At 67.7% G+C, this 26,042-nt stretch carries 22 protein-coding genes, 1 tRNA gene and 1 pseudogene; 7 read left to right on the top strand and 17 right to left on the bottom strand.

The window, feature by feature from the left end; genetic code table 11:
- Nucleotides 1-24: 24 nt before the first annotated feature.
- Nucleotides 25-993 carry a threonine ammonia-lyase gene (locus SALMUC_RS02250; RefSeq protein ID WP_020040761.1) on the bottom strand — a complete coding sequence of 323 codons (969 nt, stop codon included), beginning with the start codon at nt 991-993 and terminating at the stop codon, nt 25-27.
- Nucleotides 994-1,116: 123 nt separating this feature from the next.
- Between SALMUC_RS02250 and SALMUC_RS02245 the strand changes: the two genes are divergently transcribed.
- From SALMUC_RS02245 to rpsO, 3 genes are all read left to right on the top strand, one after another.
- The gene (locus SALMUC_RS02245) at nt 1,117-1,638 is read left to right on the top strand and encodes a DUF1643 domain-containing protein (RefSeq protein WP_021119727.1); all 522 of its coding nucleotides are present in this window, start codon (nt 1,117-1,119) and stop codon (nt 1,636-1,638) included.
- A gap of 75 nt (nt 1,639-1,713) precedes the next feature.
- Complete coding sequence (locus SALMUC_RS02240) at nt 1,714-2,679, top strand: calcium-binding protein (protein WP_020040763.1); 966 nt, start codon at nt 1,714-1,716, stop codon at nt 2,677-2,679.
- 163 nt (nt 2,680-2,842) lie between these two features.
- Complete coding sequence (rpsO, locus tag SALMUC_RS02235; protein WP_020040764.1) at nt 2,843-3,112, top strand: 30S ribosomal protein S15; 270 nt, start codon at nt 2,843-2,845, stop codon at nt 3,110-3,112.
- Nucleotides 3,113-3,170: 58 nt separating this feature from the next.
- On the opposite strand, the gene SALMUC_RS02230 is transcribed toward rpsO, so the two are convergent.
- Entirely contained in the window at nt 3,171-4,568 is a 1,398-nt protein-coding gene (locus SALMUC_RS02230; protein WP_020040765.1) for a PQQ-dependent sugar dehydrogenase family protein, read from the bottom strand.
- A gap of 336 nt (nt 4,569-4,904) precedes the next feature.
- On the opposite strand from SALMUC_RS02230, the gene pnp reads away from it, so the two are divergent.
- Nucleotides 4,905-7,049, top strand: coding sequence for a polyribonucleotide nucleotidyltransferase (gene pnp / locus SALMUC_RS02225; RefSeq protein ID WP_020040766.1), 2,145 nt, complete (start codon nt 4,905-4,907; stop codon nt 7,047-7,049).
- Between the two features lie 79 nt (nt 7,050-7,128).
- Here the strand turns inward: pnp and SALMUC_RS02220 are convergent, their stop codons facing one another.
- Together SALMUC_RS02220 and SALMUC_RS02215 are read right to left on the bottom strand one after the other, a co-directional pair.
- On the bottom strand, nt 7,129-7,947 hold the full coding sequence (locus SALMUC_RS02220; RefSeq protein ID WP_020040767.1) for a hypothetical protein: 819 nt from the start codon (nt 7,945-7,947) through the stop codon (nt 7,129-7,131).
- Nucleotides 7,948-8,272: 325 nt separating this feature from the next.
- Nucleotides 8,273-8,959 (bottom strand): response regulator transcription factor, encoded by a 687-nt coding sequence (locus SALMUC_RS02215; protein ID WP_020040768.1) that lies wholly within the window; start codon nt 8,957-8,959, stop codon nt 8,273-8,275.
- Nucleotides 8,960-9,112: 153 nt separating this feature from the next.
- Here SALMUC_RS02215 and ribA point away from each other — a divergent pair, with 153 nt between their 5' ends.
- The gene (ribA, locus tag SALMUC_RS02210; protein ID WP_020040769.1) at nt 9,113-10,201 is read left to right on the top strand and encodes a GTP cyclohydrolase II; all 1,089 of its coding nucleotides are present in this window, start codon (nt 9,113-9,115) and stop codon (nt 10,199-10,201) included.
- An 88-nt stretch (nt 10,202-10,289) separates the two neighbouring features.
- Nucleotides 10,290-10,766: pseudogene (locus SALMUC_RS02205) on the top strand (L,D-transpeptidase family protein); the annotation flags it as partial.
- A gap of 83 nt (nt 10,767-10,849) precedes the next feature.
- Here SALMUC_RS02205 and SALMUC_RS02200 read toward each other — a convergent pair.
- From SALMUC_RS02200 to SALMUC_RS02190, 3 genes are all read right to left on the bottom strand, one after another.
- Nucleotides 10,850-12,646: an ABC transporter transmembrane domain-containing protein gene (locus SALMUC_RS02200; RefSeq protein ID WP_020040771.1), complete on the bottom strand. Its 1,797-nt coding sequence runs from the start codon at nt 12,644-12,646 to the stop codon at nt 10,850-10,852.
- 125 nt (nt 12,647-12,771) lie between these two features.
- Nucleotides 12,772-12,845: transfer RNA gene (locus tag SALMUC_RS02195), tRNA-Gly, on the bottom strand.
- Nucleotides 12,846-13,133: 288 nt separating this feature from the next.
- On the bottom strand, nt 13,134-14,555 hold the full coding sequence (locus SALMUC_RS02190; protein ID WP_020040772.1) for an FAD-binding oxidoreductase: 1,422 nt from the start codon (nt 14,553-14,555) through the stop codon (nt 13,134-13,136).
- Nucleotides 14,556-14,603: 48 nt separating this feature from the next.
- Here SALMUC_RS02190 and SALMUC_RS02185 point away from each other — a divergent pair, with 48 nt between their 5' ends.
- Nucleotides 14,604-15,560: a LysR family transcriptional regulator gene (locus SALMUC_RS02185; protein WP_051155860.1), complete on the top strand. Its 957-nt coding sequence runs from the start codon at nt 14,604-14,606 to the stop codon at nt 15,558-15,560.
- On the opposite strand, the gene allE is transcribed toward SALMUC_RS02185, so the two are convergent.
- The 10 genes from allE to SALMUC_RS02135 form a co-directional block, all read right to left on the bottom strand.
- Nucleotides 15,530-16,267: a (S)-ureidoglycine aminohydrolase gene (gene allE / locus SALMUC_RS02180; RefSeq protein WP_020040774.1), complete on the bottom strand. Its 738-nt coding sequence runs from the start codon at nt 16,265-16,267 to the stop codon at nt 15,530-15,532. The two genes, SALMUC_RS02185 and allE, sit on opposite strands and share 31 nt — an antisense overlap.
- Nucleotides 16,264-17,388 carry a M20 family metallopeptidase gene (locus SALMUC_RS02175; RefSeq protein ID WP_020040775.1) on the bottom strand — a complete coding sequence of 375 codons (1,125 nt, stop codon included), beginning with the start codon at nt 17,386-17,388 and terminating at the stop codon, nt 16,264-16,266. The genes allE and SALMUC_RS02175 overlap by 4 nt, the downstream gene beginning before the upstream one ends.
- Nucleotides 17,389-17,391: 3 nt before the next feature.
- Nucleotides 17,392-18,330, bottom strand: coding sequence for a polysaccharide deacetylase family protein (locus SALMUC_RS02170; protein WP_020040776.1), 939 nt, complete (start codon nt 18,328-18,330; stop codon nt 17,392-17,394).
- A gap of 4 nt (nt 18,331-18,334) precedes the next feature.
- A complete protein-coding gene (locus SALMUC_RS02165; RefSeq protein WP_020040777.1) occupies nt 18,335-19,237 on the bottom strand; it encodes a polysaccharide deacetylase family protein in 903 nt (300 codons plus the stop codon).
- Nucleotides 19,234-19,989, bottom strand: coding sequence for an aspartate/glutamate racemase family protein (locus SALMUC_RS02160; RefSeq protein WP_245584651.1), 756 nt, complete (start codon nt 19,987-19,989; stop codon nt 19,234-19,236). Before SALMUC_RS02160 ends, SALMUC_RS02165 begins: the two co-directional genes overlap by 4 nt.
- Nucleotides 19,990-20,001: 12 nt before the next feature.
- On the bottom strand, nt 20,002-20,814 hold the full coding sequence (locus SALMUC_RS02155; RefSeq protein WP_020040779.1) for an ABC transporter permease: 813 nt from the start codon (nt 20,812-20,814) through the stop codon (nt 20,002-20,004).
- Nucleotides 20,811-21,665, bottom strand: a complete 855-nt coding sequence (locus SALMUC_RS02150) for an ABC transporter permease (protein WP_020040780.1) — start codon at nt 21,663-21,665, stop codon at nt 20,811-20,813. Before SALMUC_RS02150 ends, SALMUC_RS02155 begins: the two co-directional genes overlap by 4 nt.
- Complete coding sequence (locus SALMUC_RS02145) at nt 21,662-22,720, bottom strand: ABC transporter ATP-binding protein (protein WP_020040781.1); 1,059 nt, start codon at nt 22,718-22,720, stop codon at nt 21,662-21,664. The genes SALMUC_RS02150 and SALMUC_RS02145 overlap by 4 nt, the downstream gene beginning before the upstream one ends.
- Nucleotides 22,721-22,723: 3 nt before the next feature.
- Nucleotides 22,724-23,755 (bottom strand): ABC transporter substrate-binding protein, encoded by a 1,032-nt coding sequence (locus tag SALMUC_RS02140; RefSeq protein WP_021119726.1) that lies wholly within the window; start codon nt 23,753-23,755, stop codon nt 22,724-22,726.
- Between the two features lie 110 nt (nt 23,756-23,865).
- Nucleotides 23,866-25,491, bottom strand: coding sequence for a thiamine pyrophosphate-binding protein (locus SALMUC_RS02135; RefSeq protein ID WP_020040782.1), 1,626 nt, complete (start codon nt 25,489-25,491; stop codon nt 23,866-23,868).
- Nucleotides 25,492-26,042: the final 551 nt, after the last annotated feature.

The raw sequence follows: 26,042 nt of genomic DNA, 5'->3' as shown, positions 1-26,042 counted from the left end.
TGGCGTGGCGTTCCGGGCCCTCGGTCAGGCGATCTCCAGCGCCCGGGCGAAGGTCGCGGGATCGACGTTGCCGCCCGAAACGGTGGCCACCACCGTCTCGCCCTCCAGCGCATCTCCGTGGAAGAGCGCGGCCGCCAGCGCAACGGCGCCGCCGGGCTCGGCCACGATCTTGAGGTGACGGAAGGCCAGCGCCATGGCGCGCAGCACCTCGTCCTCGGAGACCGCAAGGCCCGGCCCGCAGAGGCGGGACATGATCGGGAAGGTCAGCTCGCCCGGCTGCGGGGTGACGATGGCGTCGCAGATCCCGCCGGAAAGCTTGTCGTTGCGCCGGATACCGCCCGCCGCGAGCGAGCGGGCCACGTCGTCGAAGCCCTGCGGCTCGACCGGGCGGACGCGCAGGCCGGGCGCCTTCGCCTCGAGCGCCAGCGCGATCCCGGAGGTCAGCCCGCCACCACCGCAGCAGACCAGCACGTCGCCCGTGGTGACGCCTGCCTCGGACGCCTGTTCGGCGATCTCGAGCCCGCAGGTCCCCTGCCCCGCGATCACCTCGGGCTCGTCGAAGGGCTTGACCAGCGTGAGCCCGCGCTCTTCGGATAGCGCCGCGCCGATGGCGTCGCGGTCGCCGGTGGCGCGGTCGTAGGACACCACCTCGGCGCCGAGACCCCGCGTGCCCGCGACCTTGGCCGCCGGCGCGTCCGAGGGCATGATGATCGCCGCCGGGATCCCGTGCATCCGCGCCGCCGCCGCGATGCCCTGCGCGTGGTTGCCCGAGGAAAACGCGATGATGCCGCGCTTTCGCACCTCCGGGGCCAGCGCCGAGACCGCCGCCCAGGCGCCGCGGAACTTGAAACTGCCGGTATGCTGCAGGCACTCGGGCTTGACCAGGACGCGGCGGCCGGCGACCTCGTCGAGGAACGGCGAGGAGAGCAGCGGCGTGCGGCGCGCGTGACCGGCGAGCCGCGTGGCGGCGGCCTCGATACGGGCGATGTCCATGATGCGGGATCCTTCTGCGGGCCGCGCGAAGGTGCGCGGCGGGACGGCGGCTGTCAACTGCGCTTGGCCGCCCCGCACGGAACAGGGCTTGCGGGCGGGCCCGGCGCGCGGCAGGAGGGCGACATGATCGAACGGCATCACGAGGCGGAGGGGATCCGGTCGCGCGCGCTCTACTCGCGCTGCGGGGCCTATCGCTACGGGCTGGAGCGGCGGTGGGCCGAGGGGCCCTGCCTGCTCTACGTCATGCTCAATCCCTCGACCGCGGACGAGGCGCGCAACGATCCGACCATCGAGCGCTGCCAGCGGCGCGCGGTGCGGCTGGGCTTCGGCGCGATGCGGATCGCCAACCTGTTCTCCTTTCGCGCGACGCGCCCGCGCGAGCTGCGCGCGGCCCCCGAGCCGGTGGGGCCGGAGACCGATGCGCTGCTTGTCGACTGGCACGCGGGCGCGGACATGACGCTGGCCGCCTGGGGCGTGCACGGCGCGCACCTGGGCCGCGGCCCGCAGATGGCCGAGGCGCTGGACGGTCCGCTGCATCACCTCGGGCTCACGCGCGAGGGGCATCCCCGACATCCGCTCTACGTGCCCTATGCCACCAGCCCGCAGCCCTGGCCCGCGGAAACCCGGGGGCTCACGCGGCGTTAACCTCGAGCGGCGAAATGCGTTGATCGGCCGGGGCGTGCCGGGTGAAACTGCCGCGCGTCTTGCGAGGAACGGCCGATGCTCTGGCTTACGGGTTTGATGGGAATGATGGTACTCGGCTCGCTGGCCGTGATCTCCACGCAGGGCCCCGACGCGGAGGACGATCTTGACGACCCCGAAGACACCGGGGACGACACCGCGCGGGTCGGCGCGACGGCTCCGGCATCGGAGGGGGCGACGCCGGGCGCCGGACGGATCGCGTCGGGTGGCGGCGGGGCCGACACGCTGGAGGGGACGCCCTGGACCGACCTTCTGGGCGGGGCCGGCGGTGACGACCTGCTCTCGGGCGCCGGGGATGACGACGAACTCATGGGTGGCGACGGCACCGACAGTCTGCTTGGCGGCGCCGGCAACGACACGCTGCACGGCGAGGCCGGGGGCGACCTGCTGCGCGGCGGCGCGGGCGATGACGCCCTGTTCGGTCACGACGGGTCCGACACGCTGCGGGGCGGAGACGGAGACGACGTGCTGCAGGGCGGGCTGGGCGACGACCTGCTGTCGGGCGGCGACGGGGCCGACGCGCTGCACGGCCGCGAGGGCGACGACAGGCTGAGCGGCGGGCTCGGGATCGACACGTTGTTCGGCGGCGGCGGGAACGATGTGCTCTCGGGCCGGGCGGGCGTGGGCGATGGCGGAGATTTCCTCAACGCGGGCGACGGCGACGACACGCTCGACATCGGCGCGGGCGACATCGCGACAGGTGGCGCGGGGGCCGACCTGTTCCGGCTCGATGCGGCGGAAACAGAGGCGCCGGCGCGGCTGATGGACTTCGACGCGCTCGAGGACCGCATGGTGGTGGTCTACGAGGAGGACGGGATCGCGCCGCCCGAGGTCGCGCTGCGCGATAGTGCAGTGGACCGGGAGATGACCGAAGTGGTCGTGGGCGGTGTCACCCTGGCCGTCCTGCCCGCCACCGATGCGCCCGCGATCGAGGACGTGGTGCTGATCCCGGCGGGCGCCGCCGCGCAGCTTCCGGCGGGCTGAGGCGGCCCCGGGCACGCCCTCGGCCAGCCGACTTTTTCCTTTTCACCGCGCCGGAATCACCCTATATGCGCGCATCCGCCCATCCGGGGCGGCCTCTCCAAGGGCCTGAGCTGGACGACATCCCGGCCTGCGCCATCCACACCAACCCACGAAGGAGACCCCGATGTCGATCACCGCCGAAGAAAAGACCCGCCTGATGAAGGAATATGCCACCAAGGACGGCGACACCGGTTCGCCCGAGGTCCAGGTGGCCATCCTGACCAGCCGCATCGCGACGCTGACCGAGCACTTCAAGACCCACAAGAAGGACAACCACTCGCGTCGTGGCCTTCTGAAGCTGGTGGCCCAGCGCCGCAAGCTGCTCGACTACCTGAAGGGCAAGGAAGAGGATCGCTACCGCGAACTCATCAAGCGCCTCGGCATCCGCCGCTGAGCCCAGCCTGGCACGGAATTCGCAAACGCCCGCTCGATCCGAGCGGGCGTTTCGCGTTTCAGGGCGCCACCTGCGCCCGGCGGGCGCGGCGCCGGGTCCCAAGAAGGCCCGCGAGCGCCCCCAGCAGCAGCACCCCGCCCGCCGGCAGCGGCACGGGGACGATGATCTCGGACAGTCGAAAGATGTCTCCGCTGCGTTCGGACATGAGGCCGGCGCTGCCGTCCGCGAAATTGAAGAAGCGCAGGTCGATGCGGCTGCGGCCCAGCAGCGCCTGAAGGGTCGTCTCCGCGCCGGTCCCGTCGACCAGGGCGACGGAATAGACGTCGTTCAGGGTCCCCTCGGCCCCGGCCAGGGTCGCATAGAGATCGCCCTCGACCAGGTTGCCGAAGAGCATCCCGATGTCGCTGAAGGACGAGGCGGACGTGACGGGGCCGCTGACCGCGAAGAAGTCGTCCCGGTCCTCGCGGCCGAACTGGGCGAAGGGCTGGTGGAAGCCCACTTCGCCGGGCGGGGCGATGCCCACCACCTCGGCCTCGGATTCGGGGCCTTCACTGACGTAGAACGACCCCTCGCGTGCAAAACCGTCGGCGTTGCGCCCCCAGCCGAAGTTCTCGACCGTGGCGGTGTCGGTCAGGTCTGACACGGCGATCGCGTTGATTTCCTCGGCGACGGTCCAGCCGATGTCGGAAAAGACGATGCGCTCGCGCGTGTCGTCGGCATAGGTCATGTGCTGGACGTTGCGGATGCCCATGGCGGCGACCTCGACGGCGCCGGTCTCGCCGTCGATCACCAGCAGCTTCGACAGGGTCGAGCCGGGATCCTGCGGCGCAGAGAGACCGTCGTAGTGCTGGCTGAGGTTGTCGCCGCGGGCGTAGAGCAGGTCCCCGTTCGGCAGCACCAGCATGCCTCCACCGCGATGGCCCCCGGTCGTCGCCTCGAAAGCCGTGACCGGCACAGGATTTACGAGCGAGCCGTCGGCGGCGCGGTCGTAGGCATAGACGAGGTCGAACCTTGGCTGGCCGGTGCTGTAGCTGGGATCGTCCGGCAGGGCAGCCGGCGTGTCGAAGCCGGTGGGCAGGGTCGAGGAATACATCCCGACGTAGACCCGGTCGCCCTCGCCCGCGATGTTGACGATCCCGGTCCCGCCCTCAAGGCTGACACCAGCGGGCAGAGAGGACTCGTCCAGCACGCTGCGCATGCCATCGCTTCCGGCGATCGAGATGGTTCGCGCCCCCTGGTCGACCACGTAGAGATCGTCGCCTACGGCCACCGGCTCGGCGATGTTGCTGCTGCCGCCCTCGCCACGGACGTTGCCGACATGCGAGACCTCGACCGTGAGCGTCGAGTTGAGGACGGGCGCCGGCTGAAGCGTCGACGCGACGGCGGGGTTCGATACGCCGAGGGCAGCGGCGAGAGCGAGGAGAGAAAGCGCGGGGCGCGGGGCAAAGCACTGCATCGAAAACCTACCTGAAATAAACCTGCATCCCTGACTCGGAGGCTAGCCGCGCCTCTTGGCGCAACGCAAGCCCGGCGTGCCAGAACCCCGGGAATGGTGCCCCCGGCAGCCCGCAAAGGCGTCTTCGGCAGGCGCCCCGAGCCTCACGCTGCGGTGTCCGATCCGAATTCCAAGCTTTCCAAAACCGGCATTCTGCTGTATGCGCGCCCACATCTGAGACGTGACGCCTTCAGCCCCCGGGCGCGTGCAAGAGGATAAGGGGGCGGCGGCAATGGGGCCGCCACGACACCGGGAGACGCGGGAGGGCCCGCGAGCGCTCCCTTACAGGATACGAAAATGTTCAAAGAGACGAAGAAATCGATGCAGTGGGGGGAAGACACCCTCACGCTGGAAACGGGCAAGGTTGCCCGTCAGGCCGACGGGTCGGTCATCGCCACGCTGGGCGAAACCACCGTCATGGCCAACGTCACCTTCGCCAAGCAGGCGAAGGAGGGTCAGGACTTCTTTCCGCTGACCGTCCACTACCAGGAAAAATACTACGCCGCGGGCAAGGTGCCCGGCGGCTTCTTCAAGCGTGAAGCTCGGCCGACCGAGAAGGAAACGCTGACCGCACGCCTGATCGACCGTCCGATCCGCCCGCTGTTCGTCCCCGGCTTCAAGAACGAAGTGCTGGTGATGTGCACCGTGCTGAGCCACGACCTCGTCAACGATCCCGACATCGTCGCGATGATCGCCGCCTCGGCCGCGCTGACCGTCTCGGGCGTGCCCTTCATGGGCCCGATCGCAGGCTGCCGCGTGGGCTACGAGGACGGTGAATACGTCCTCAACCCCGATGTCGAGGACATGCACGACCTGCGCAACAACCCCGACCAGCGGCTCGACCTCGTGGTCGCGGGCACCCGCGACGCCGTGATGATGGTCGAATCCGAAGCCTACGAGCTGACGGAAGACGAGATGCTGGGCGCCGTGACCTTCGCGCACGAGCAGATCCAGCCGGTCGTCGACCTCATCGTGAGCCTGGCCGAGGACGCCGCGAAGGAACCCTTCGACTTCCAGCCGCCGGACTACGCGGACCTCTACGAGACCGTGAAGGGCCTCGGCGAGGACAAGATGCGCGCCGCCTACGCGATCAGCGACAAGCAGGAGCGCACCTCCGCCGTCGCCGCCGTCAAGGAAGAGATCAAGGGGCAGCTCTCGGAAGAGCAGCTGGCCGACGCGAACCTCGGCTCGGCGATCAAGAAGCTCGAGTCCGTCGTGCTGCGGTCCGACGTGGTGAAGAACAAGCGCCGCATCGACGGCCGCGCGCTGGACCAGGTGCGTCCGATCGTGTCGGAAACCGGCGTCCTGCCGCGCACCCACGGCTCGTCGCTCTTCACCCGCGGCGAAACGCAGGCGATGGTCGTGACCACGCTGGGCACCGGCGACGACGAGCAGATCATCGACGCGCTGCACGGCAACTACCGCTCGAACTTCCTGCTGCACTACAACTTCCCGCCCTACTCGGTCGGTGAAGCGGGTCGCGTGGGTCCTCCGGGCCGCCGCGAGATCGGTCACGGCAAGCTGGCATGGCGCGCGCTTCAGGCGGTGCTGCCGGCGGCGACCGACTTCCCCTACACCATCCGCGTGGTCTCCGAGATCACCGAGTCGAACGGCTCGTCCTCGATGGCCTCGGTCTGCGGCGGTTCGCTGTCGATGATGGACGCGGGCGTGCCGCTCAAGGCGCCGGTCGCGGGCGTGGCCATGGGCCTCGTGCTGGAAGATGACGGCGACTGGGCCGTGCTGACCGACATCCTTGGCGACGAGGACCACCTCGGCGACATGGACTTCAAGGTCGCCGGCACCGAAGCCGGCATCACCTCGCTGCAGATGGACATCAAGGTCGCCGGCATCACGCCCGAGATCATGAAGCAGGCCCTGGCCCAGGCCAAGGACGGCCGGATGCACATCCTCGGCGAGATGGGCAAGGCGCTCAGCGAAGCCGGTGAGTTCTCGGTCCACGCGCCGCGCATCGAGACCATGCAGATCCCGACGGACAAGATCCGCGAAGTGATCGGCTCGGGCGGCAAGGTGATCCGCGAGATCGTCGAAGTGTCGGGCGCCAAGGTCGACATCAACGACGAGGGCATCGTCAAGATCGCCTCGCCCAACGGCGAAGCCATCCAGAAGGCCTACGACATGATCCACTCGATCGTGGCGGAGCCGGAAGAGGGCAAGGTCTACAAGGGCAAGGTCGTGAAGATCGTCGACTTCGGCGCCTTCGTGAACTTCTTCGGCAAGCGCGACGGCCTCGTGCACGTCAGCCAGATCGAGAACCGCCGCCTGAACCATCCTTCGGACGTTCTGAAGGAAGGCCAGGAAGTCTGGGTCAAGCTGCTTGGCTTCGACGACCGCGGCAAGGTGCGCCTGGCGATGAAGATGGTCGACCAGGAGACCGGCGAAGAGCTGTCGAAAGAGAAGAAGCAGGAAGAAGCGGCCGACTGAGGCCGCGACTGCGATCCTTCGCCGAAGGATCGCACCTGACGGAACGGAGGAAACGCCCCGGCCCTGCGCCGGGGCGTTTTCAGTTGCGGCGTTCGGGGGCCGGCGCATCCTCGGGGGCAAAGACGACCGAGGTGGTGTCGGCGGCGGCCCAGAAGCCCTCGAAATGCTCGGACGGGTCGATGCGCTGGCGCATCTCGTCGGTCAGCGCCAGCAGGCCCGCCACGTCGTCGTAGGCCCAGGTGAGCATCATGCCGGGCGCCGAGATCGCCGAGAGCTTCTGGCCCGGCAGCACCACAGGCGGCGCGTCGCGCCCGAAGGCCGAGACCGCGCAGTCGCGCGAGCTTTCGCGCCCCTCGCTCCAGAGTGTCACCTCGTCAAGGCCCATGCCTGCCAGGTAGCGGCCCAGCACGGGCTCGAGCACCGGTGGCAGCACGTCCTCCTCGGGGGTGTAGAGCGCCGTCTCGCGGCAGTAGGCGTCGAGCCGGTCGAGCATGTCGAGGTCCATCTCGTCGGGATCGCCCGCGATAATAGACAGCCACAGGGTCCGCGCGAAGGCCGGGAAGTCCATCGCCCCGATGGAGGCGGCCACGTCGGCCCAGCGCACGGGCTGGCCGGTGCCCTTGATGGTCTCCTCGAACCCGTCGGGCGCCTCGTTGTCGCGCAGCGGCACGCCCTCCTCGAGCAGCTCCTCGAGTTCGGAGACCGGCAACGCGAGGCGCACCGGGCCGTAGGCGGCGGTCTCGGGGCTGTAGCCCGGGACGCGGAAGAAGGGGTTCAGCACGACGTAGACGTGGTCGTAGTCGTACTTCCACCAGTCCAGCACCGGCAGGTTGTCGTAGGGGTGCTGAAGCCGGCGGGGGACGTCCGGCAGGGCCTGATGAGTCGAGATCGGAAACATGGCAGGTCGCCTATCATGCCGCGCGCGCGAGGGACAGGCCCCTGCGCACGGCGTCCCGGCCCGTCGCTGCGCCTGCCTGGCGCAGGCGAGTGGATCAACCTAAGCGTGCATCAAGGCCCTGCCGAGCGGTGCGGACAAAAAAAGGCCGGGCACAAAGCCCGGCCAGGTCCAACAGGGAGGTGCATGTGATGACCCGCACATGCAACGGGAACTCAGGAGTATCTAAGTAGAGGATAGCTCAATTTACAGCGTTGATCTCGGTCAATCTGCGCCTTCTTCGCGGGTCGGGCAGATTTGCAACACCTCGCCGGAAATGGATTGAAAATCAGGCAACAAGGCGGTAGCCGCCCGACTCCGTCACCAGAATCCGGGCGTTCGACGGATCCGGCTCGATCTTCTGACGCAACCTGTAGATGTGCGTTTCCAGCGTGTGAGTCGTCACGCCGGCGTTGTACCCCCAGACCTCGTGCAGCAGCACGTCGCGCGGCACGACGCCCTCTGTCGAGCGGTAGAGGAACTTCAGGATGTTGGTTTCCTTCTCCGTCAGGCGGATCTTGCGGTCGTCCTCGGTCACCAGCATCTTCATGGCGGGCTTGAAGGAATAGGGGCCGACGGCGAAGACCGCGTCCTCGGACTGTTCGTGCTGGCGCAGCTGGGCGCGCAGGCGGGCAAGCAGCACCGGGAACTTGAAGGGCTTGGCGACATAGTCGTTGGCGCCGGAATCAAGGCCCAGGATCGTGTCGGCGTCGGTGTCGTGGCCGGTGAGCATGACGATGGGCGACTTGACGCCCTGCTTGCGCATCAGCTTGCACAGCTCGCGGCCGTCGGTGTCGGGCAGGCCGACGTCGAGGATGATCAGGTCGTGGATCTGCTCCTTGACCCGGCTCATGGCGGCGGCGCCGCTCTCGGCCTCGAACACCTCGAAGTCCTCGGTCATGACGAGCTGCTCGGCCAGCGCCTCGCGCAGGTCGTCGTCGTCATCAACGAGCAGGATGTTCTTGATCTGGGCCATTTTCATCTCCTTTGGTCCTGAACGCTGAAATGTGAGCACGGTTGCACGCGGGCAAGTTTTACTGCATCGCTTTCACGCCCTCGTGTCCGTCGCGGGCTTTTGTTACAAGGTTGCGTCGCTATTCTCCGGCGGCCATCGCACCCGGAACCCGTCATGCCGCTTGCTCCCGATCTTGCCGAACTGCTGGCCCGCGCCCGCGCCGACCTGCGCATGGGCGTGCCGGTGGTGCTGCAGGGCGCCGCCGGCGGGGCGCTGGTGCTGGCGGCCGAGGTGCTGGAGCCCCGGCGGCTGGCGGCCGTCCAGGCGATGGGCGCGCCCGACCTCGTGCTGACGGCGCGGCGGGCCGAGACGCTGAAGGCGCGCGCCTACGACGGCGAAGTGGCGCGCGTGGTGCTGCCCGCGGGGGCCGATGCCGCCTGGGTGCAGGGGCTCGCCGACCCCAAGGACGACCTGACCATGCCGATGAAGGGCCCGCTCGAAACGCGGCGCGGGGGCGATGCCTCGCTGCAGCGGCTGGCGGTGACGCTGTGCAAGTCCGCACGCATGCTGCCGGCGGCCGTGGTCCTTCCGCTTGAGTATCCCGAGGGGCTGGCCCCGCGCGAGACGCTGACGCTGATCGACGCCGACGTCGCCGCACCGCACATGCTGACGCTGGCGGCCCTGGATCACGTCGTCTCGGCCCGCGTGCCGCTGCGCGCGGCGGAACAGGCCCGGCTGCACATCTTCCGGCCCGAGGATGGCTCGGAGGAGCACTACGCCGTCGAGATCGGCCGCCCGGACCGCCACGCGCCGGTGCTGGCGCGGCTGCACTCGGCCTGTTTCACCGGTGACCTGCTGGGCTCGCTCAAGTGCGACTGCGGCCCGCAGCTGAACGCGGCGCTGGCGCAGATGGGCCAGGAGGGCGCGGGGGTGCTGCTCTACCTCAACCAGGAGGGCCGGGGCATCGGGCTGGCCAACAAGATGCGCGCCTATGCGCTGCAGGACCAGGGCTTCGACACGGTGGAGGCCAACCACCGGCTGGGCTTCGAGGACGACGAGCGCGATTTCCGGCTGGGGGCCGAGATCCTGCGGCGCATGGGCTTCGGCGCGGTGCGGCTGCTGACCAACAATCCGGCGAAGATCGCCATGATGGAGCGCTGCGGGATCGAGGTGACGGAACGGGTGCCGCTGAAGGTGGGCGAGACCTCGCACAACGCGGCCTACCTCGCGGTGAAGGCTGCCAAGTCGGGACACCTGCTGTGAACGCAGCGTCCATGCCTCGCCCCGTCCCCGGAGCCTCCCCCTGCACGCGGGAGGGAAGCGCGGCGCTCGTGGCCGCGAGCCGGGCGACATGGTGCTGACACGCGCCGGGCTGCGCTTTGCAGGCCGGCTCTGGCCCTGCGCCATCGGGCGCGGCGGCGTGCGCGCGGACAAGCGCGAGGGCGACGGGGCGACGCCTGTGGGCGTGCACCGGATCGTCGGCTGCCTCTACCGCCCCGACCGGCTGGCGCGGCCCGTGGACTGGGCGGTGCCGATCCGCCCGGGCGACCTGTGGTCGGATGACGCGGGACACGAGGACTACAACCTGATGGTCCGCGCGCCCTACCCTCACAGCCACGAGCACCTGCGGCGGGCGGACCCGCTCTACGATCTCGTGCTGCTGACGGACTGGAACTGGCCCTATGCCGAGCGCGGGCGCGGGTCTGCGATCTTCCTGCACCAGTGGCGGGCGCCGGGCTATCCCACCGCCGGATGCGTCGCCTTCGCGCGGGCCGACCTGCGGGCGATCGCGGGGCTGATCGGCTACGACACGCGTCTGATCGTGCCGGAGGCGCTGGCGGGTAATGCCCGGGGCGCAGGCCCCGGCCCGGAATCAAGGGCGAGGCCCGCCGGGCCGGCACACGTCCGCCCCTACTCCGCCGCCATGCCGTCGGTGAACTGCAGGCGGGCGAGACGCGCGTAGAGGCCGCCCTCGGCCACCAGCGCGTCGTGGCCTCCCTGGGCGACGATGCGGCCCTGCTCCATCACGACGATGCGGTCGGCCTTCTTCACCGTGGCCAGCCGGTGCGCGACGATGATCGTCGTGCGCCCCTCGGCCAGCACGTCGACGGCGCGCTGCACCGCACGCTCGCTCTCGGCGTCGAGCGCCGAGGTCGCCTCGTCCAGCAGCAGCACGGGCGCGTCGCGCAGGATCGCGCGGGCGATGGCCACGCGTTGCTTCTGCCCGCCGGACAGCATCACCCCGCGTTCGCCCAGCCAGGTGTCGTAGCCCTCGGGCAGCTTCTCGATGAACTCGTGCGCGGCGGCGGCGCGGGCGGCGGCCTCGATCTCGGTATCGCTGGCGTCGGGGCGGCCGAAGCGGATGTTTTCGCGCGCCGAGGCGGCGAAGATCACCGGGTCCTGCGGCACCAGCGCGATCTGCCGGCGGAAGGCGTCGCGCGCCATGTCGGGCAGCGCCACCCCGTCGAGGCGCACGGTGCCCGCGTCGGGGTCGTAAAAGCGCTGGATGAGCTGCACGATGGTCGTCTTGCCGGCGCCCGACGGGCCGACCAGCGCCACCGTCTCGCCCGGGCGGATGTCGAGGTCGATGCCGTCCAGCGCCGCCACGCCCGGGCGCGAGGGATAGGAGAAGCGTACGCCCTCGAAGGAGATCTCGCCGCGCGCGGGGGCGGGCGGGGCCACGGGCTGCGCGGGGTCGCGGATGCTGTCCTCGGCCTGGAGCAGCTCGACCAGGCGCTCGGTGGCGCCGGCGGCGCGCTGCAGCTCGCCGAAGATCTCGGAGAGCGCCGCCACGGCGCCCGCGACCATGACAGAGTAGATCACGAACTGCACGAGGGCCCCGGCGCTCATCTCGCCGGCGCGCACGTCCCAGGCGCCCATCCAGAGCACGCCGACGATGCCGGTGAAGACCAGGAAGATCACGATGGCCGTCATCAGGGCGCGGGTCCAGAGACGGCGCCGGGCGGCGTCGAAGCTCTTTTCCGTCACATCGGCGAAGGCGCTGCGCGAGATCGTCTCGTGGGTGAAGGCCTGCACCGTCTGCACCGCCGTCAGCGCCTCGGCCGCGTTGCCCGAGGAGGCGGCGATCCAGTCCTGGTTCTCGCGGCTGAGCGTGCGCAGGCGGCGGCCCAGCGTGAGGATCGGCACCACGACCACCGGCACGATGAGCAGCACCATGCCGGTCAGCTTGGGCGAGGTGAAGAGCATGAGCCCGAGCCCGCCCACGAAAAGCAGCAGGTTGCGCAACGCGATCGAGACCGAGGAGCCGATGACCGACTGGATCAGCGTGGTATCGGTGGTGATGCGGCTCAGGACCTCGCCGGTCATGATCTTCTCGTAGAAGACCGGCGAGAGGCCGATGACACGGTCGAAGACGGACTTTCGGATGTCGGCCACCACGCGCTCGCCCAGCCGGGTGACCAGCGCGTAGCGTAGCGCGGTGCCGAGCGCGAGCAGCGCGGCGATGCCCAGCGCGGCGGAGAAGTAGAGGTCGAGCAGCCCGCCCTCGGCGTTGAAGTTGTCGACCACGCGGCGAACGGCCAGCGGCAGGGTCAGCGAGACCGCCGCGGTGGCGAACAGCGCGAGCACCGCCAGCGCCATGAGCCCGCGGTAGGGCCGCACGAAGGGCCAGAGCGCGCCAAGCGAGCCGAGTTTGCGCGACTTCTGCCGATCCTCCCGCGCATCGGCAGCCGGGTTTCCGTGGGCCATGCCCCCTCCTCTTTCTGCGACAGGGGTTTTGGGCGCAGGAAGGCCGCGCGTCAAGCCGCGGGATGCCGCAGGGGCCATCACCGGGGCGACGGCCGAGGGCGCGCTTACGTCATCTCGGGGAAAGTTGGAGCGGGCGACGGGAATCGAACCCGTATCATCAGCTTGGAAGGCTGAGGTCTTACCATTACACAACGCCCGCTCGGCGGTCATCGTCCTATGCCATGCACGGATCAGGGTCAAGATCAGTCGCCGGCGAGAGGGAGGAAAACACCATGAGCGAACAACAGGCCGTGATCATCGGGGCCGTCGACGAGCTTTCCGCCGCGGTGGCGCGGGACCTTGCGCGGGACCACAGGCTCACCCTTGCCGCACGCAGAGGCGAGAAGATGCAGGCCGTGGCGGGGCTTTGCGCAACAAAGCCGATCACCATCAGTGATATGTGCAACAAGGCCTATCTACATTGTCGACGAAGCGGCACTATTGTTCATCAGTCCGCGGCCGAAAGCACTGCGCCGGGATTGAGAAGTCCGAGCGGGTCCAACTGGGCCTTGAGACGGCGCATCAGCGCGAGTTCCTCCGGCGTACGGCTGTGCGCGATCCAGCGCGCCTTGACGCGGCCGATTCCGTGCTCGGCCGTCACCGCACCGTCCCACTCTCGCAACAGACCGTAAATGACGACCTCGATGCGCTCTTCGGCGACGGCACTGCCATCGTGAGCCACGATCAAATGGACATTGCCATCGCCGACGTGTCCGACCTTGAGCGCGCCACGGACCTCCGGCATGTCGGCCATGAGCGCATCGGCGGCATCGCAAAACCGGCCAAGCTCGGAGGGCGACACGCCGATGTCGAAGTTGATGTGGGGCCCGAAGTCCTCGTCGATCTCGCCCACCGCCTCACGCACCCGCCAAAGGGCCTGCATTTCGCCAAGCGACTTGGCCAGAACCCCGTCTTCGACCACTTCGGCTTCGAAGAGCTCCGCGAAGAAGGCCTCGAGTTCTTCCTCGCTGCCGCCGGACCCGGCCTCGATCTCGATCAGCAGGTAGAAGCCATGCCGCCCTGCCACCGGCGCGGCTGCCAGCGAGGTCTCGTGACAGACAAAGTCCCAGTAGTCGGGCCACATCCCTTCAAAGGCCATGATGCGGGCCCCGAATCTCTGGCGTGCCGCCGCGAGGCACTTCAGCGCGGCAGCGTGATCCGGCAGCGCAAAGAGGGCAAGCGCGGTCTGCGGGGCATGACGGCACAGCTGCAACACCGCCCGCGTCACAATCCCCAGGGTCCCCTCGGACCCGATGAAGAGCTGCTTGAGGTCGAAGCCGGAGTTGTCCTTCACGGTCTTGCCGAGCCGGGACACCACGGAGCCGTCAGCCAGCACCGCCTCTAGCCCCAGAACGCTGGCCCGCGTCATGCCATGCTGCAAAACGCGGATACCGCCCGCGTTCGTGGCGATGGTGCCGCCGATGGTGGCCGTGCCGCGCGCCCCGATATCGACCGGATATTGCAGCCCGGCCGCCCGCGCGGCCTCCTGGACCGTCTCGAGCGGCGTGCCCGCCCAGGTCGTGAGGGTCATCGCCTCGGGATCGACCTCGAGGATACCGGACATTCGCTCTGTCGAGAGCACGACAACCCCATCCGGGCTGCAGGCGCCGCCGGAGAGGCCGGTGCGCCCGCCCTGCGGCACGACGCCGACATGATGGCGACTGCAGATCCTCAGGATGTGCGAGACCTCTTCCGTGGTGGCGGGGCGCAGCACGGCCAGCGGCAGAACGCCGGAAAGGCCGGACTGGTCCGAGGCGTAGCGCGCGCAATCCTGCGGTGACGTGAGGATCCCCCTGGGACCGAGCATCTCGGCCAGTTCGCCGACGGCGTCACTCTGGGCACTGCCTTCTTGAATGCCGTTCCGGTCCATCTATGATGCGCTCCTTGACGTGAGAATGTTCGATCGAGGGGCCCTCCGATGCCACCGAGCAAAATCCTCGGGCGACTGCCCGGCTTGCGGCATTTCATCGAAGTCGCCCAGCTCGGTTCGTTTCGCGCGGCGGCCGAAAAGCTGCACGTTGCCCCCTCGGCGGTCAGCAAGCAGATCAAGAACCTCGAGCTCGCGCTCGATGTCGAACTGTTTCGCCGTGATCGCGGCCGCGCCGGCCTGGAAGTCACCGAGGCTGGGGAAATCCTGCTGTTCCGCTGCGCCTCGGTGGTCAACGAGTTGACCATCGCGCAGGACGAGATCGACCAGCTTCAGGGGCTGCAGCGCGGGCACCTGCGGCTTGGCGTCAACGAGGTCCTGGCCTCGGATCTTCTGCCCGGCATCCTGCGCGACATGAGCTACAACCACCCTGGCCTCAAGTTCACGATCATCGTCGAGAACACCCGCGAGATCGTCGAACGCATGCAGGACGGCGAAATCGACATCGCGCTCGGCTACAACTTCCCGCCCACGCAGGAGATCGAGACCCTCGCGACCCTCCAGCGGCGCACCTACGTGGTCACCTCGCTGCACCACCCGATGGCAAGGCTGCGCTCGGTCCGGCTGCCGGATATCGACGGCGAGAAGATGATCTTTCCCGACCACTCGATCCCGATGCGCCAGCTGCTCGAGGATGCGCTGGTGCAAAGCGATGTCACCGTGCGCGAGGTCATGAGCACCAACAGCTTCACCCTGCTGCGGCAGATGGTCGAAAGCGGCATGGGCATCGGTATCGTCTTCGGACGGTTCCTGCAGATCCGCCGCGAGAAGATCGCCTTCGTCGAGCTTGCCGACCTGCCCTTCGAAAGCCCGCCGGTCGCGTGCTGCCGGATGGCCGGGCGCACGCCGACAGCGTCCTCCACGGCCTTCGCGGCGACGATCAAGACCCTCTTCGCTCAGTACGGGGGACATGCACCTCATCGCGTCGCCAGCGGCGACCGGTTGTAGTTCTTGTAGATGAGGTAGCGCGATGTATCGCGCCCCAGCGCTCCGAACCATTGCGGCACGTGCGGGCCCATCCAGATCGCATCGCCCTTGCCCACCGGGTACCACTGGTCGTCGAGCCGGTAGACCCCGCCACCATCGAGCATCAGCAAGCCATGCTCCATGAAATGCGTCTCCACGTAGGCGAGCGATGCGCCGGGGTGGAAGTTCATGATGTTGACCTCGGCATCAAAGCCGGCGTCGGTGGGCAGCATCTTCTGCACCATCAGCCAGTCGTCGCCGCGCAGGGGCGTGCCCTCGATGTCGGCGACCTTGCCGAAGACCGGCCCGGGGATCTCGCCGCGCGGCACGAAGCGCCATTCCATCAGGAGGAAGGTGAGACCGGCGGAGCCGCTGAGGGTCGCATCGGTCTCGGGCGGCAGGAAGGCGTAGCCCTCGGCGCCGAGGGTCTTGCCGGTCGAAAGGCTGGCCTCGCCCTCCAGCACGAAGACGAAGCGCGCGATGCCCGGGGCGGCGGGCGCGATGTCCGTCAGGCCCTGCGCCGAACGCACCAGGCCCATGGCGAATTTCGCGCCCATGTCGGGGCTGATGAGGAAGGCGATCTCTGCGCCCGGCCAATCGGGCTGGGTGATCCACTCGTGGCTATCCGGGGTCAGCAGCGCGTGGTTGCGGCGGATGTCGGAACGGGTCTGTCCGAAGCTGGGCTTCATTGGGTCTCTCCGGTGGGGCGGGTGCCCGCGTAGGTCAGGATAAGCTCGCGCAGCAGCGCCATGCGGCGGGCCAGCGGCGAGACGAGGATATGTTCCTGCGGCGAATGCCAGTTGTTTCCGACGGCGCCGAGGCCGTCGAGGGTCGGCACGCCGGCAGCGCAGGTGAAGTTGCCGTCGCTGCCGCCGCCGGAACGGGTCTCGATCATCTCCGCACCGAGCGCGGCGTTGATCTCTCCCGCGCGGGCAAACATCGCGAGGGTTTCCGGCGTGCGGGCAAGGCTCGGTTTCTCGATCTCGCCCGAAAGGGTGATTTTCACATCGGGGTCGTTTGAGTTCAGCGCCTTCAGCCCGTCTTCCACGGCGTGCCCAAGCGCATCGTCCGCAAAGCGCACGTCGATGTCGCAGGCGGCGTGGCCGGCGACCACGTTGGGTTCGGTGCCGCCTCGGACCCGGCCGACGTTGACCGTGGTTTCCGTCGCAAGGTCGGTCATCGCTTCGAGCTGGCCGATGGTGCGGGCCATCTGGAGGATCGCCGAGCGCCCGTCGGCAAAGGCCGACCCGGCGTGGCTCTCGACGCCGTGGAAATCGAGCGTGTACTTGGCGCGGCCCTTGCGGAAGGTGATCGTCTCGTCGCCGCGCGCCGGCTCGGGGATCAGCGCCGCGCCCATCCTGCGGGCCTCGACCTGGATCAGCTCGTGCGAGGTCGGCGAGCCGATCTCCTCGTCCGAGTTGTAGATCAGCGTCACTGGGCCGGGAAGCGGGGTGCCCGAGGCCACGATCTCGCGCATGGCGCAGAGGGCGAGATAGCCGCCGCCCTTCATGTCGGCGATGCCCGGCCCGTATTGCCGGTCCCCGTCACGGCGGATCTCGACCGCGCCGGGGGCGCAGACCGTATCGATGTGAGACGTGACCAACACGCCCGGCCCGTCACCGCCCTTGAACCGGGCGACCAGGTGGTCGCCCATGCCGTCACGGCCCGGGATGCGTTCGATGTCGCAGCCAAGCGGTTCCAGCTGCGACTGGATCAAGTCGACCAGCCTGCCGATGCCTGCGACGTCGCCGGTGGGGGTGTCGATCTCGACCCAGGCCATCAGGCCCTCGAGGATGTCTTCGCTATCCATGGCTCAGCTCAGACTGTCTTCGTAGTCCTGCCAGATGCTCGGGGCGAGCTTCAGGCCGGTCTCGACAGGATGCTTCGCCTGCCAGTGCGCGGCGATCTCGGCGCCGGTGGCGGCCCAGACGCCCGGGTGCGCCATCGCCTCGCGCAGCACGGTGGCGAGATTGTCGAAGCGGTGCCCCCATCCCGAGCGTGCCGGCGAGACGCAGAGGTTGAAATAGCGGCCACGGCGATACTGTGCCCGAAACTCCGCCCGCCAGTTGTTGAGCAGCGCCTGCGGACGTTCGAGCCCCGTGCCCTCGCGCGGGAACATCAGGAAGAAAGTATCGTCGAAGTGATAGTAATAGGGCAGCGCCAGCAGCGCCTCGCCCTTCTGCTCGTCGGATACCCAGTAATAGGGCGCGTCATCCGCCAGACCGTTGCCGAAATAGGTATACCCGCGTGTCTTCAGCAGGGCGATGGTCTCGTCCGTGGCGCAGCCGGTGGCGGCACGGTCGTCGGGGCGCGACAGGGCGAACCAGCCCTTCGGCGCGGCGCCGGTCACGCGGGTCAAAACCTCGGCAGCACGATCCATGTGCTCGGCTTCGACGCCGGATGCCAGCAGCGCGGGATCTTCCCCGTAGAGCCCCTGCGCCGCGATCTCGTGACCATCGGCCAGAATGCCGTCGATCAGGTCGGGATAGCTTTCGGCGATCACCGCGGGCGTGGCGAAGGTGGCACGGATGCCCAGCTCGCGAAACAGCGACAGGAAGCGTTCCAGCCCTTCGTTCAGCCCGTAATGCCAGGTCGGGCAGGCAAGGTCCTTGGCGGTGATGCCCTTGCCTGTGCCTGCGGGATTGAGGTTCACCGTCAGGCCAAGCGCCATCTGCTGACCGGCGGGCCAGACGATTTCGGAATCGCGGATGCCGATCTCGTCGGAGGTGGTGTAGAAATCTTTCCAGGGCATGGCGTTACTCCGAGACCGGCAGCGGGTGGTTCGCGAGGATGTGCTGGGCGAGCTCATCGCAGGTAGGGAACCAGACGCCCGGCAGCGTCTTCATCCGCTGGATCAGTCGCTGGATCATGTCGACCCGCATGGCATGGCCCGACACGAAGGGGTGCAGCAGGAAGTTGACGTAACCGCCCGACTTGTATTGCTGGAGAAAGGCGGCCCACCAGATCTCGAACACCTCGTCCACGTCCATCACACGCTGCGCGTCGTTGGGCGTGTCGAGCCAGCCGAAGCTGAAGAACATCGCGTCGTCGAGCGCGTAGTGAAAGGGCAGCTGCAGGATCGGGTTCTCGCCGTCCTTGTCCAGTTCGTAGAACGGCATGTCATGGGCCGAGGTGAAGGAGTTGTAGACCACGCCCTTGGATTTGAGCAGGCCGGGCGTGTGGCTGGAGCGGGTGCCGGTGATCGGCTTGCCCTGCACGGCGCTCAGCGCGGCCAGCGTGCGGGTCAGGTGCGCCTCCTCGACCACGGGATCGGAGTAGACCTCGTGCTCCCACATGTGGTCGGCCAGTTCGTGGCCGTTCCGGACCACCTCTTTCAGCACCTCGGGGTAGAGTTCGCAGATGCGACCGGGGGTGAAGAGCGTGACCTTCACGTCCTCCTCGTCGAACATCTCCATGATGCGCCAGACGCCGACGCGACCTCCGAACTCGCCCTTTGCCTTCTGCCCCCAGGGCTCGTTCAGCAGGCGGCGCAACAGCATGGCGTCGAAATCGAGGGTGAAGTTCACCGCGATCTTCACACCGTCGGGATAGGCGAAATCCGGGATCGGGATGCGCCGACGGCGCTGGAAACGGGCCGCTTCGACAAGGCTCGGGAACGGATCGTCCCGAGCCGGGGCGGTGGTGTCAGAGGAAGTCATTCCGCACTCCGGATCATTGTATCTTGAACGCCGCGCGGCAGGCCCGCACGGTAGAGAACGGCCGCTTCTGCAGCCTTGAGACCGGCGATCACCGGGTTGACGATCGGCACGCCGACCGCCGCTGTCAGCTTTTCGGGCAGGCCGGGGATGAAGGACAGCGCAAAGCATCCCAGCACCAGCACATCGGCGCCTTGCGCCACGCAGTCGCGCGCCTGCGCGACGATGGCGGGCAGATGCCGATCCGGGTCGCGGTTGAGATCCGCGACCGAGCCGCCCACCATGACCTCGGAAACGAAGCTGCCCTCGATGCCGATGCCGCGGATGCGCCTGCGCAGGCCCGGCGGGGTCGGATCGCTGGAGAGCACCGAGAACCGCTCGCCCAGTTGCACCGCCGCCAGCATGCCCGCCTCGCCCGGGCCGATCACCGGGATGCCGGACATCTCGGTCAGGGCTTCGACGGCCGGATCGCTGAAACAGCCGATGAGCACCGCGTCATGGCTCTTGGCCCAGCCCGTCGCCGCCTCGCGCAGCGCCGGGAAGACCATCGCCGCGTCGGCCGCACTCTCGATCGCGCTGGGGCCCTCCTCCGGCGAGGCGATCTCGACCTGCGCCGAAGGTGCCCAGTTCCGAAGCATGTCCAGCCGTCGCCGGACTGTCTTGTCGCCTGCGGTGCGGTGCAGGGGGCTGGCGAGCTGATAAAGCAGGCGGGGCCTGGCCGACACATCGGGCATGGAGGTGTCTCCCTGGGTCATGGTCGGGTCCGATCAGAAGGCGCGCTGCAGGCCGACGAGTTTCTGCACGAGCGCCACGCCGAGGATGGACAACAGGATCGACAGCGTCGCGGCGGCCGCCGCCGTGGGCTTGAACTCGTAGGTCAGGAAGTCGAACAGCGCGAGCGGCAGGGTGTTGCCCCCGAGCGGCTTGAGCAGCAGCGAGATGGTGTAGAGGTCGAAGCTGTTGATGAAGGCGAAGATGCCGCCCATCGCCAGCCCGGGCATCACCAGCGGCAGGATCACCAGCCGAAAGGTCTGCCACCCGGTGGCCCCCATGCTGGCCGAGGCTTCCTCGAGCGAGGCAGGCACCTGCCGCATCGCGGCCGCGATGGAGACGTAGGCGTAGGGGAAGGACATCAGGATGTGCCCCATCTGCAGACCCATGACCGTCTTGGCCAGCTGGATCTTGTAGAGGAAGAACAGCAGGCCCACCGCGGTCAGCAGCTCGGGCACGAGCAGCGGCAGGGTCATGCCGAGCTGGAACCAGCCCGAGAGCCGTCCGCTGATCACCTGCCCCGCCATGGCCGCCATCATCGCGACGGTCATGGTCACGATCGCCGTGACGGCACCGATGCGCAGCGACAGGAGCAGGCCGTCGACCAGGTCCTGCCGGTCGAAGAACTCGACATACCAGCGCAGCGACAGGCCCTGCGGCGGGAACTCGATGAGAAGACCGTTGGTGAAGGACGCACCGACGATCATCACCAGCGGCGCCATCAGGAAGACGTAGAGCAGCACGATCAGCACACCGAAACCGATGTTCACCGCACGCTGGTTGGAGAAGGCGGAGGTTGCTTCGCTCATGCCTTGGACCTTTCCATGAGGCGCGCGGTCAGTGCCGTGAACAGCCCCACGACGAGGATGGTGGAGACCGACAGCACGATGGCGAGCGCCGAGCCGAAGGGCCACTGGAACGTGCCCGTGAGTTCGCCGATGATGAGCGTCGGCATGTAGCTGACCATCTGCCCGCCCAGCAGCGCCGGGGTGACGTAGGCCGCCACGGCCAGCACGTAGACGAGGATCATGCCGGGGTAGATCCCGGGAAAGCTCAGCGGAAGGATGATGTCGCGGAACACCTGCCGGCGGGTGGCGCCCATCGAGGTGGAGGCCTCGATCAGCGTCGGAGAGATGTTGCGCAGGGCGTTGTTGATGGGCAGCACCATGAAGGGCACGAAGACGTGCACCAGCGCGAGGATCACCAGCCCCTGGGTGAACAGCAGCCGCAACGGCTGCTGGATGATGCCGAGCCCGAGCAGGAATTCGTTGAGCGGCCCGTTCAAGGCCGCGGCGATCATCCAGCCGAAGTTGCGCACCAGCACGCCGGTCATCAGAGGCGAGGCGATGCAGGCATAGAGGAACACCGCCTTCATGCCCTTCGCCTTCGACATGTGCCAGGCGATGGGGTAGCTGACCAGGAGACAGAGCAGGGTCACCGCCCCCGCCGTCAGCAGCGAGCGCAGCAGAACCCCCCAGTAGTAGGCGTCCCCGACGATGCGATCGTAGTGCATCGTGGTGTAGTCATCGCCGAAAGGATCGGACTGCCCCGGCGTGCGGAAGCTCATGTCGACCATGTTGGTGATCGGCAGGATCATGAAGACGAAGATCAGCGCGATCGCCGGGATGGCGAGAAACAGTTTCGGGTTTCGCAGGCTCATGGCGCGACCTCGGGCATCAGCCAGGTGTGGCTGTGGTCGATGGCAATGCCGACCTCTTCGCCTGTCTCGACCTGGTGGTTCGGCTCGGCGGTCAGCTTCAGGATGCTTCCGTCCGCCAGTGCGATCTCGCAATGCAGAGCGGCGCCGAGAAAGGCCGATTTCGTGACGGTGCCCTGGAAGGTGCCCGCGGCCGGCGCGGTCAGTTCCAGCGCCTCCGGGCGCAACAGCAGTTCAGCCGAGCCGGTGATCTCCGGCACGCCGGCCACTTCAAGCGACGCGCCGGCGGCCGTGACGGCATAGCGCGCCTCGCCCACCGACATGACCGAGCTGCAGGCGATGAAGTTCGCCTCGCCGGTGAAGTCGGCGACATAGCGTTCGACGGGCTTCTGGTAGATTTCGCGCGGAGTCGCGAACTGTGCCACGCGGCCCTGCTTCATGACCGCAACCATGTCGGACATGGCCATCGCCTCGGACTGGTCGTGAGTGACGTAGAAGGCGGTGATGCCGGACTGCTGCTGCAGGTCGCGGATCAGCCAGCGGACCTCGTCGCGCAGCCGCGCATCGAGATTCGCGAGCGGCTCGTCGAGCAGCAGCAACTTGGGCTTCAATACCAGCGCTCGCGCCAGGGCCACGCGCTGCTGCTGGCCGCCCGATATCTCGCGTGGAAGCCGGTCGCCGAGACCGCCGAGCCGGACCAGCTGCATCACGTCCTTCACGCGTGTCTCGATCTCGGACTTCGGCAGCTTCTGGAGCTTGAGGCCGTAGCCGATATTCTCGGCTACGGTCATGTGCGGGAAAAGGGCGTAGTTCTGGAAGACCACGCCGAAACCGCGACGGTTGGCCGGGGTCGAGAGGATCGACTCCCCGTCTACCGTGATGTCCCCGCCATTCGCCTCGAGAAAGCCCGCGAGGCACCGCAACGTGGTGCTCTTGCCGCATCCCGAGGGCCCGAGGAGCGTCACCAGCTGGCCGGATTCGGCCTTCAGTGACACCCCGTCGAGCGCGAGGAAATCCTGATACCGCTTGCGCAGATCCCTGACTTCAACCGTCGCCATTACTCAGATCGTCCGTTCCCAGAGGTCGTTCAGGCCCGGCATGATGGCGAGCGTTTCGTCCCAGTCGAAGCGGATCGCCTGGCTGACAACCTCGGGCTGCAGCGGCCACTTCTGGAGTTCCTCGGGCAGTTCGACCGTCTTGTTGGTCGGCGCGATGAGCCAGTTCTCGGCCATCCACAGCTGGATCTCGGGCGAGAGCACGAAGTTGACGTAGTCGAAGCCGGTCTGCTTGTCCGGGTGGTTCTCGAAGACCGAGAAGGAGTGGTCGAAGACCAGCATGCCTTCCTCGGGCACGACGTAGTCGATCGGAAGCCCCTGTTCCTGCATGGTCTTGACCTCGCCGAGGTCGATGGGCGCCACGGCGATCTGGCCCTGGGTCAGCAGCGGCGTGAGCTGTGCCGAGTAGCCGATCTGCGGGAACGGGCCGAGCTCCTTGAACTTCGCCACGGCGGTCTCGATGTCGTCGCGCCCCGAGCCGAAGTGCTCGCCGGCCCACATCGCCATCATGGTCGCGGCCGAGTTGGTGATCTTGTAGAGGCCCAGCTGGCCCTTGAAGCGCTCGTCCCAGAGGTCGGCCCAGCCCTTGGGCGGCTCGGACACGAGGTCGGTGCGATACGCAATGACGAGCGGCGCAAGCATGCCGGTGACGGCGGTGTTGCCCTTGAGGATCGCCGGCTCGATGACGTCGGCCATGTTCGGCACCTTCTCGGGCGTCAGCTCGGCGAAGTAGCCGTCATTGCGGATCATCGCCGTATACTTCTCGTTCAGCATGACCGCCGGGAACGGGGGTTGTCGCGCGCCGGCCGCGCGGAAGTTCGAGATCCAGGCCATGCCGAGGCCGATGTCGAGGTCGAAATCGCGGCCGATCTGCTCGGCGAATTTCGGCATGACGTGCTCGCGCCAGTCGTTCTCCCAACGGCCGCCGAACATGTTCACGATGAAGGTGTCCGACTGGGCAAGGGACGGAGCGCCGATGGCGCCGAGAGCCGCGGCACCGGCCGAGGTCTTGAGGAAGTTGCGTCGTGTGAGGGTCATTGAGCTGTCTCCTGTTGGGTCCTTATCCTGACCAGTCGCGGCGTCAGGGTAGCAAGTGCCGCGACCGACCAAATTACCCGCCACGCCGGCGGCGGGATTCCGGTGTGCCCCTACATCTCGATCATCATGGGATCGATACGCAGGTCGATCAGTACGGGGCCGTCGCGTTCCGCGATGGCGGCGCAGGCTGCATCCAGGCTGGCGTCATCGGTAACGCGCACCGTCGCAAGGCCGAGCGTGGCGCAGGTGCTGGCAAAGTCGATCCGGGCGATCATCGAAAGCTCGGGACTCATCTTCCTGTTGGTGAATTGTACATGTTCCGCGCCGTAGCTGCCGTCGTTGCAGAGGATGACGACAAGGTCCGATTTCTCGCGCACGGCGGTGACCAGTTCGCTGAGACCCGAAAGGGTGAACCCGCCATCCCCGGCGACCAGCACCGTCGGGCGATCCTCGATCGCGGTCGCCGTGCCGATGGCTTGTCCGAGGCCGCAGCCGATGGCGCCAAAATGCGAGGTGTAGACGAGGTCCGCGGGCCGGGTGACGGGCAGGTTGCGCCAGGCCGTCGTCACGAAGCGCCCCAGGTCGGCGACCAGCACCCGCTCGCGCGGCAGGGCCTGGTTCAGGCGCCGTAGCGCCGGGGCGAAATCAACGGTTCCGGCGGCGGTCCGTGCGGCGGCGGGAACCTCAGCGAAGGCCTCGGCCTCGGCCGCCAGACGTGCCGCGAGATCGTCGTCCACGGCCCCCGATCCGGGGATCTCGGCCATGTCCAGAAGCTCTTCAATCGCGCGCGCGGTACCTGCAATGTCGCCGATCAGGCGCAGTGTCGGCGTGTCGAGGCGGGGCGTTTCCTGGATGTCGGGCAAGACCTGGATCACGCGCTTGCCCTTGGTGTAGGCACGCTCCTCGGTGGTGTGCTTGCTCAGGCTCACGCCGAAGGCGAGGATGCAGTCCGACTGCATGATGACCTCGGATGCGACCGGGTGGCTGAGCCCGCCACAAATGCCGATGTTGAAGCGCTCTCCGTGGAAAAGGCCCTGCGCCTTGAGCGTGGTGGCGACCGGGGCCTCGATCCGCGCGGCCAGCGCGAGCAGCGCCGAGCGCGCTTCCGGGCTCGCCGCGCCCCTGCCCGCGAGGATCAGCGGACGCCGGGACGAGGCCAGCATCCCGGCCGCGTCTTCCAGTGCGTGCCCAGAGGCAGGCGCCATCGCGCAGGCGGGAACGGGGGCGGAACCGGACGTCGTCGCAAGGTCATCCCACATCAGGTCGACACGCATGTTGAAGACGACCGGGCAGCGGCGGTGTGCGGCGATGCGGAAGGCGCGGTCGAGGTCCTCGATCGCGGTGGCCGCGCTGCGCATCTCGATGAAGGCGCCCCCCGTGCTGGCGACCACTTCGCGCTGATCGATCTTCTGGAGATGCTGAAGATCGCCGGGCGCAGTGTCGCCACAGAGAACGACGAGGGGGATGCCACCCCGGGCCGCTTCGGCGAGCGGTGTGACGACATTGGTCAGCCCGGGTCCATGGGTGATCGTGGCAACACCGGTCTGTCCCATAGCTTGGGCCAACCCAATAGCGGCCAGGACGGCGTTCGCCTCATGGGTGCAGGCGACGTAGCGCCCGAGTCCGGCCTCGACGTAGGAATTGACCATGAACAGGTTGGCATCTCCAACCAGACCATAAAGGTGGGTCGTGCCGTGCCCACCGAGCGCCTTGGCCAGCGCCTGATGCAGTTTCATGGTATTCGCCGTATCTTTCATGTTTCGTCGCTGGCCTGATCTGTTTCTGCGGGAACTGTAGGCGCAGCCGCAACGTGACAAAAGTTCATTTTAATTTCTAAAATAGTTCCATAAATTCATTTTTATTCTCTCGACTTGCACCGATCGGATTGACGGCGGCGTCTTTGGAAGCCGCTCCATACGTGCCATTTGGACCGGAAAACCCTTCAACCTATTGAGCCATCGATAAGTACGCAGCCCTGGGTCTGGCGCATGAGAACAGTCGCGACGCTACATTCCGGCGATGTTCGCTGGAGGTTACTGATGGCATCAGAAATGGATTGACCGCCGTTGCTGCCCGTGGGGTCGAAGACGGGTCGAACTGCTTGACGACAAGGCCCTGACACACGCGCGTGCGGTCGAAGGAGCCGCCACCTGATTAAGATGTCGAGACCTTGTCCGTCGGATCCTGTGGGGCGATGTCTTCCTTGTGCACCGGAACAGCCTGCCCCTGACTATCTCGGGTGGCGCGGCAGTGGGTGGCGCAAGGCAACGGAACTCTGGCGTCGGCT

It is taken from the genome of Salipiger mucosus DSM 16094 (assembly GCF_000442255.1).
Taxonomy (GTDB): Bacteria; Pseudomonadota; Alphaproteobacteria; order Rhodobacterales; family Rhodobacteraceae; genus Salipiger; species Salipiger mucosus.
Note: the sequence above shows the minus strand (reverse complement) of the source record. Positions and strands in the feature narration are given on the sequence as shown.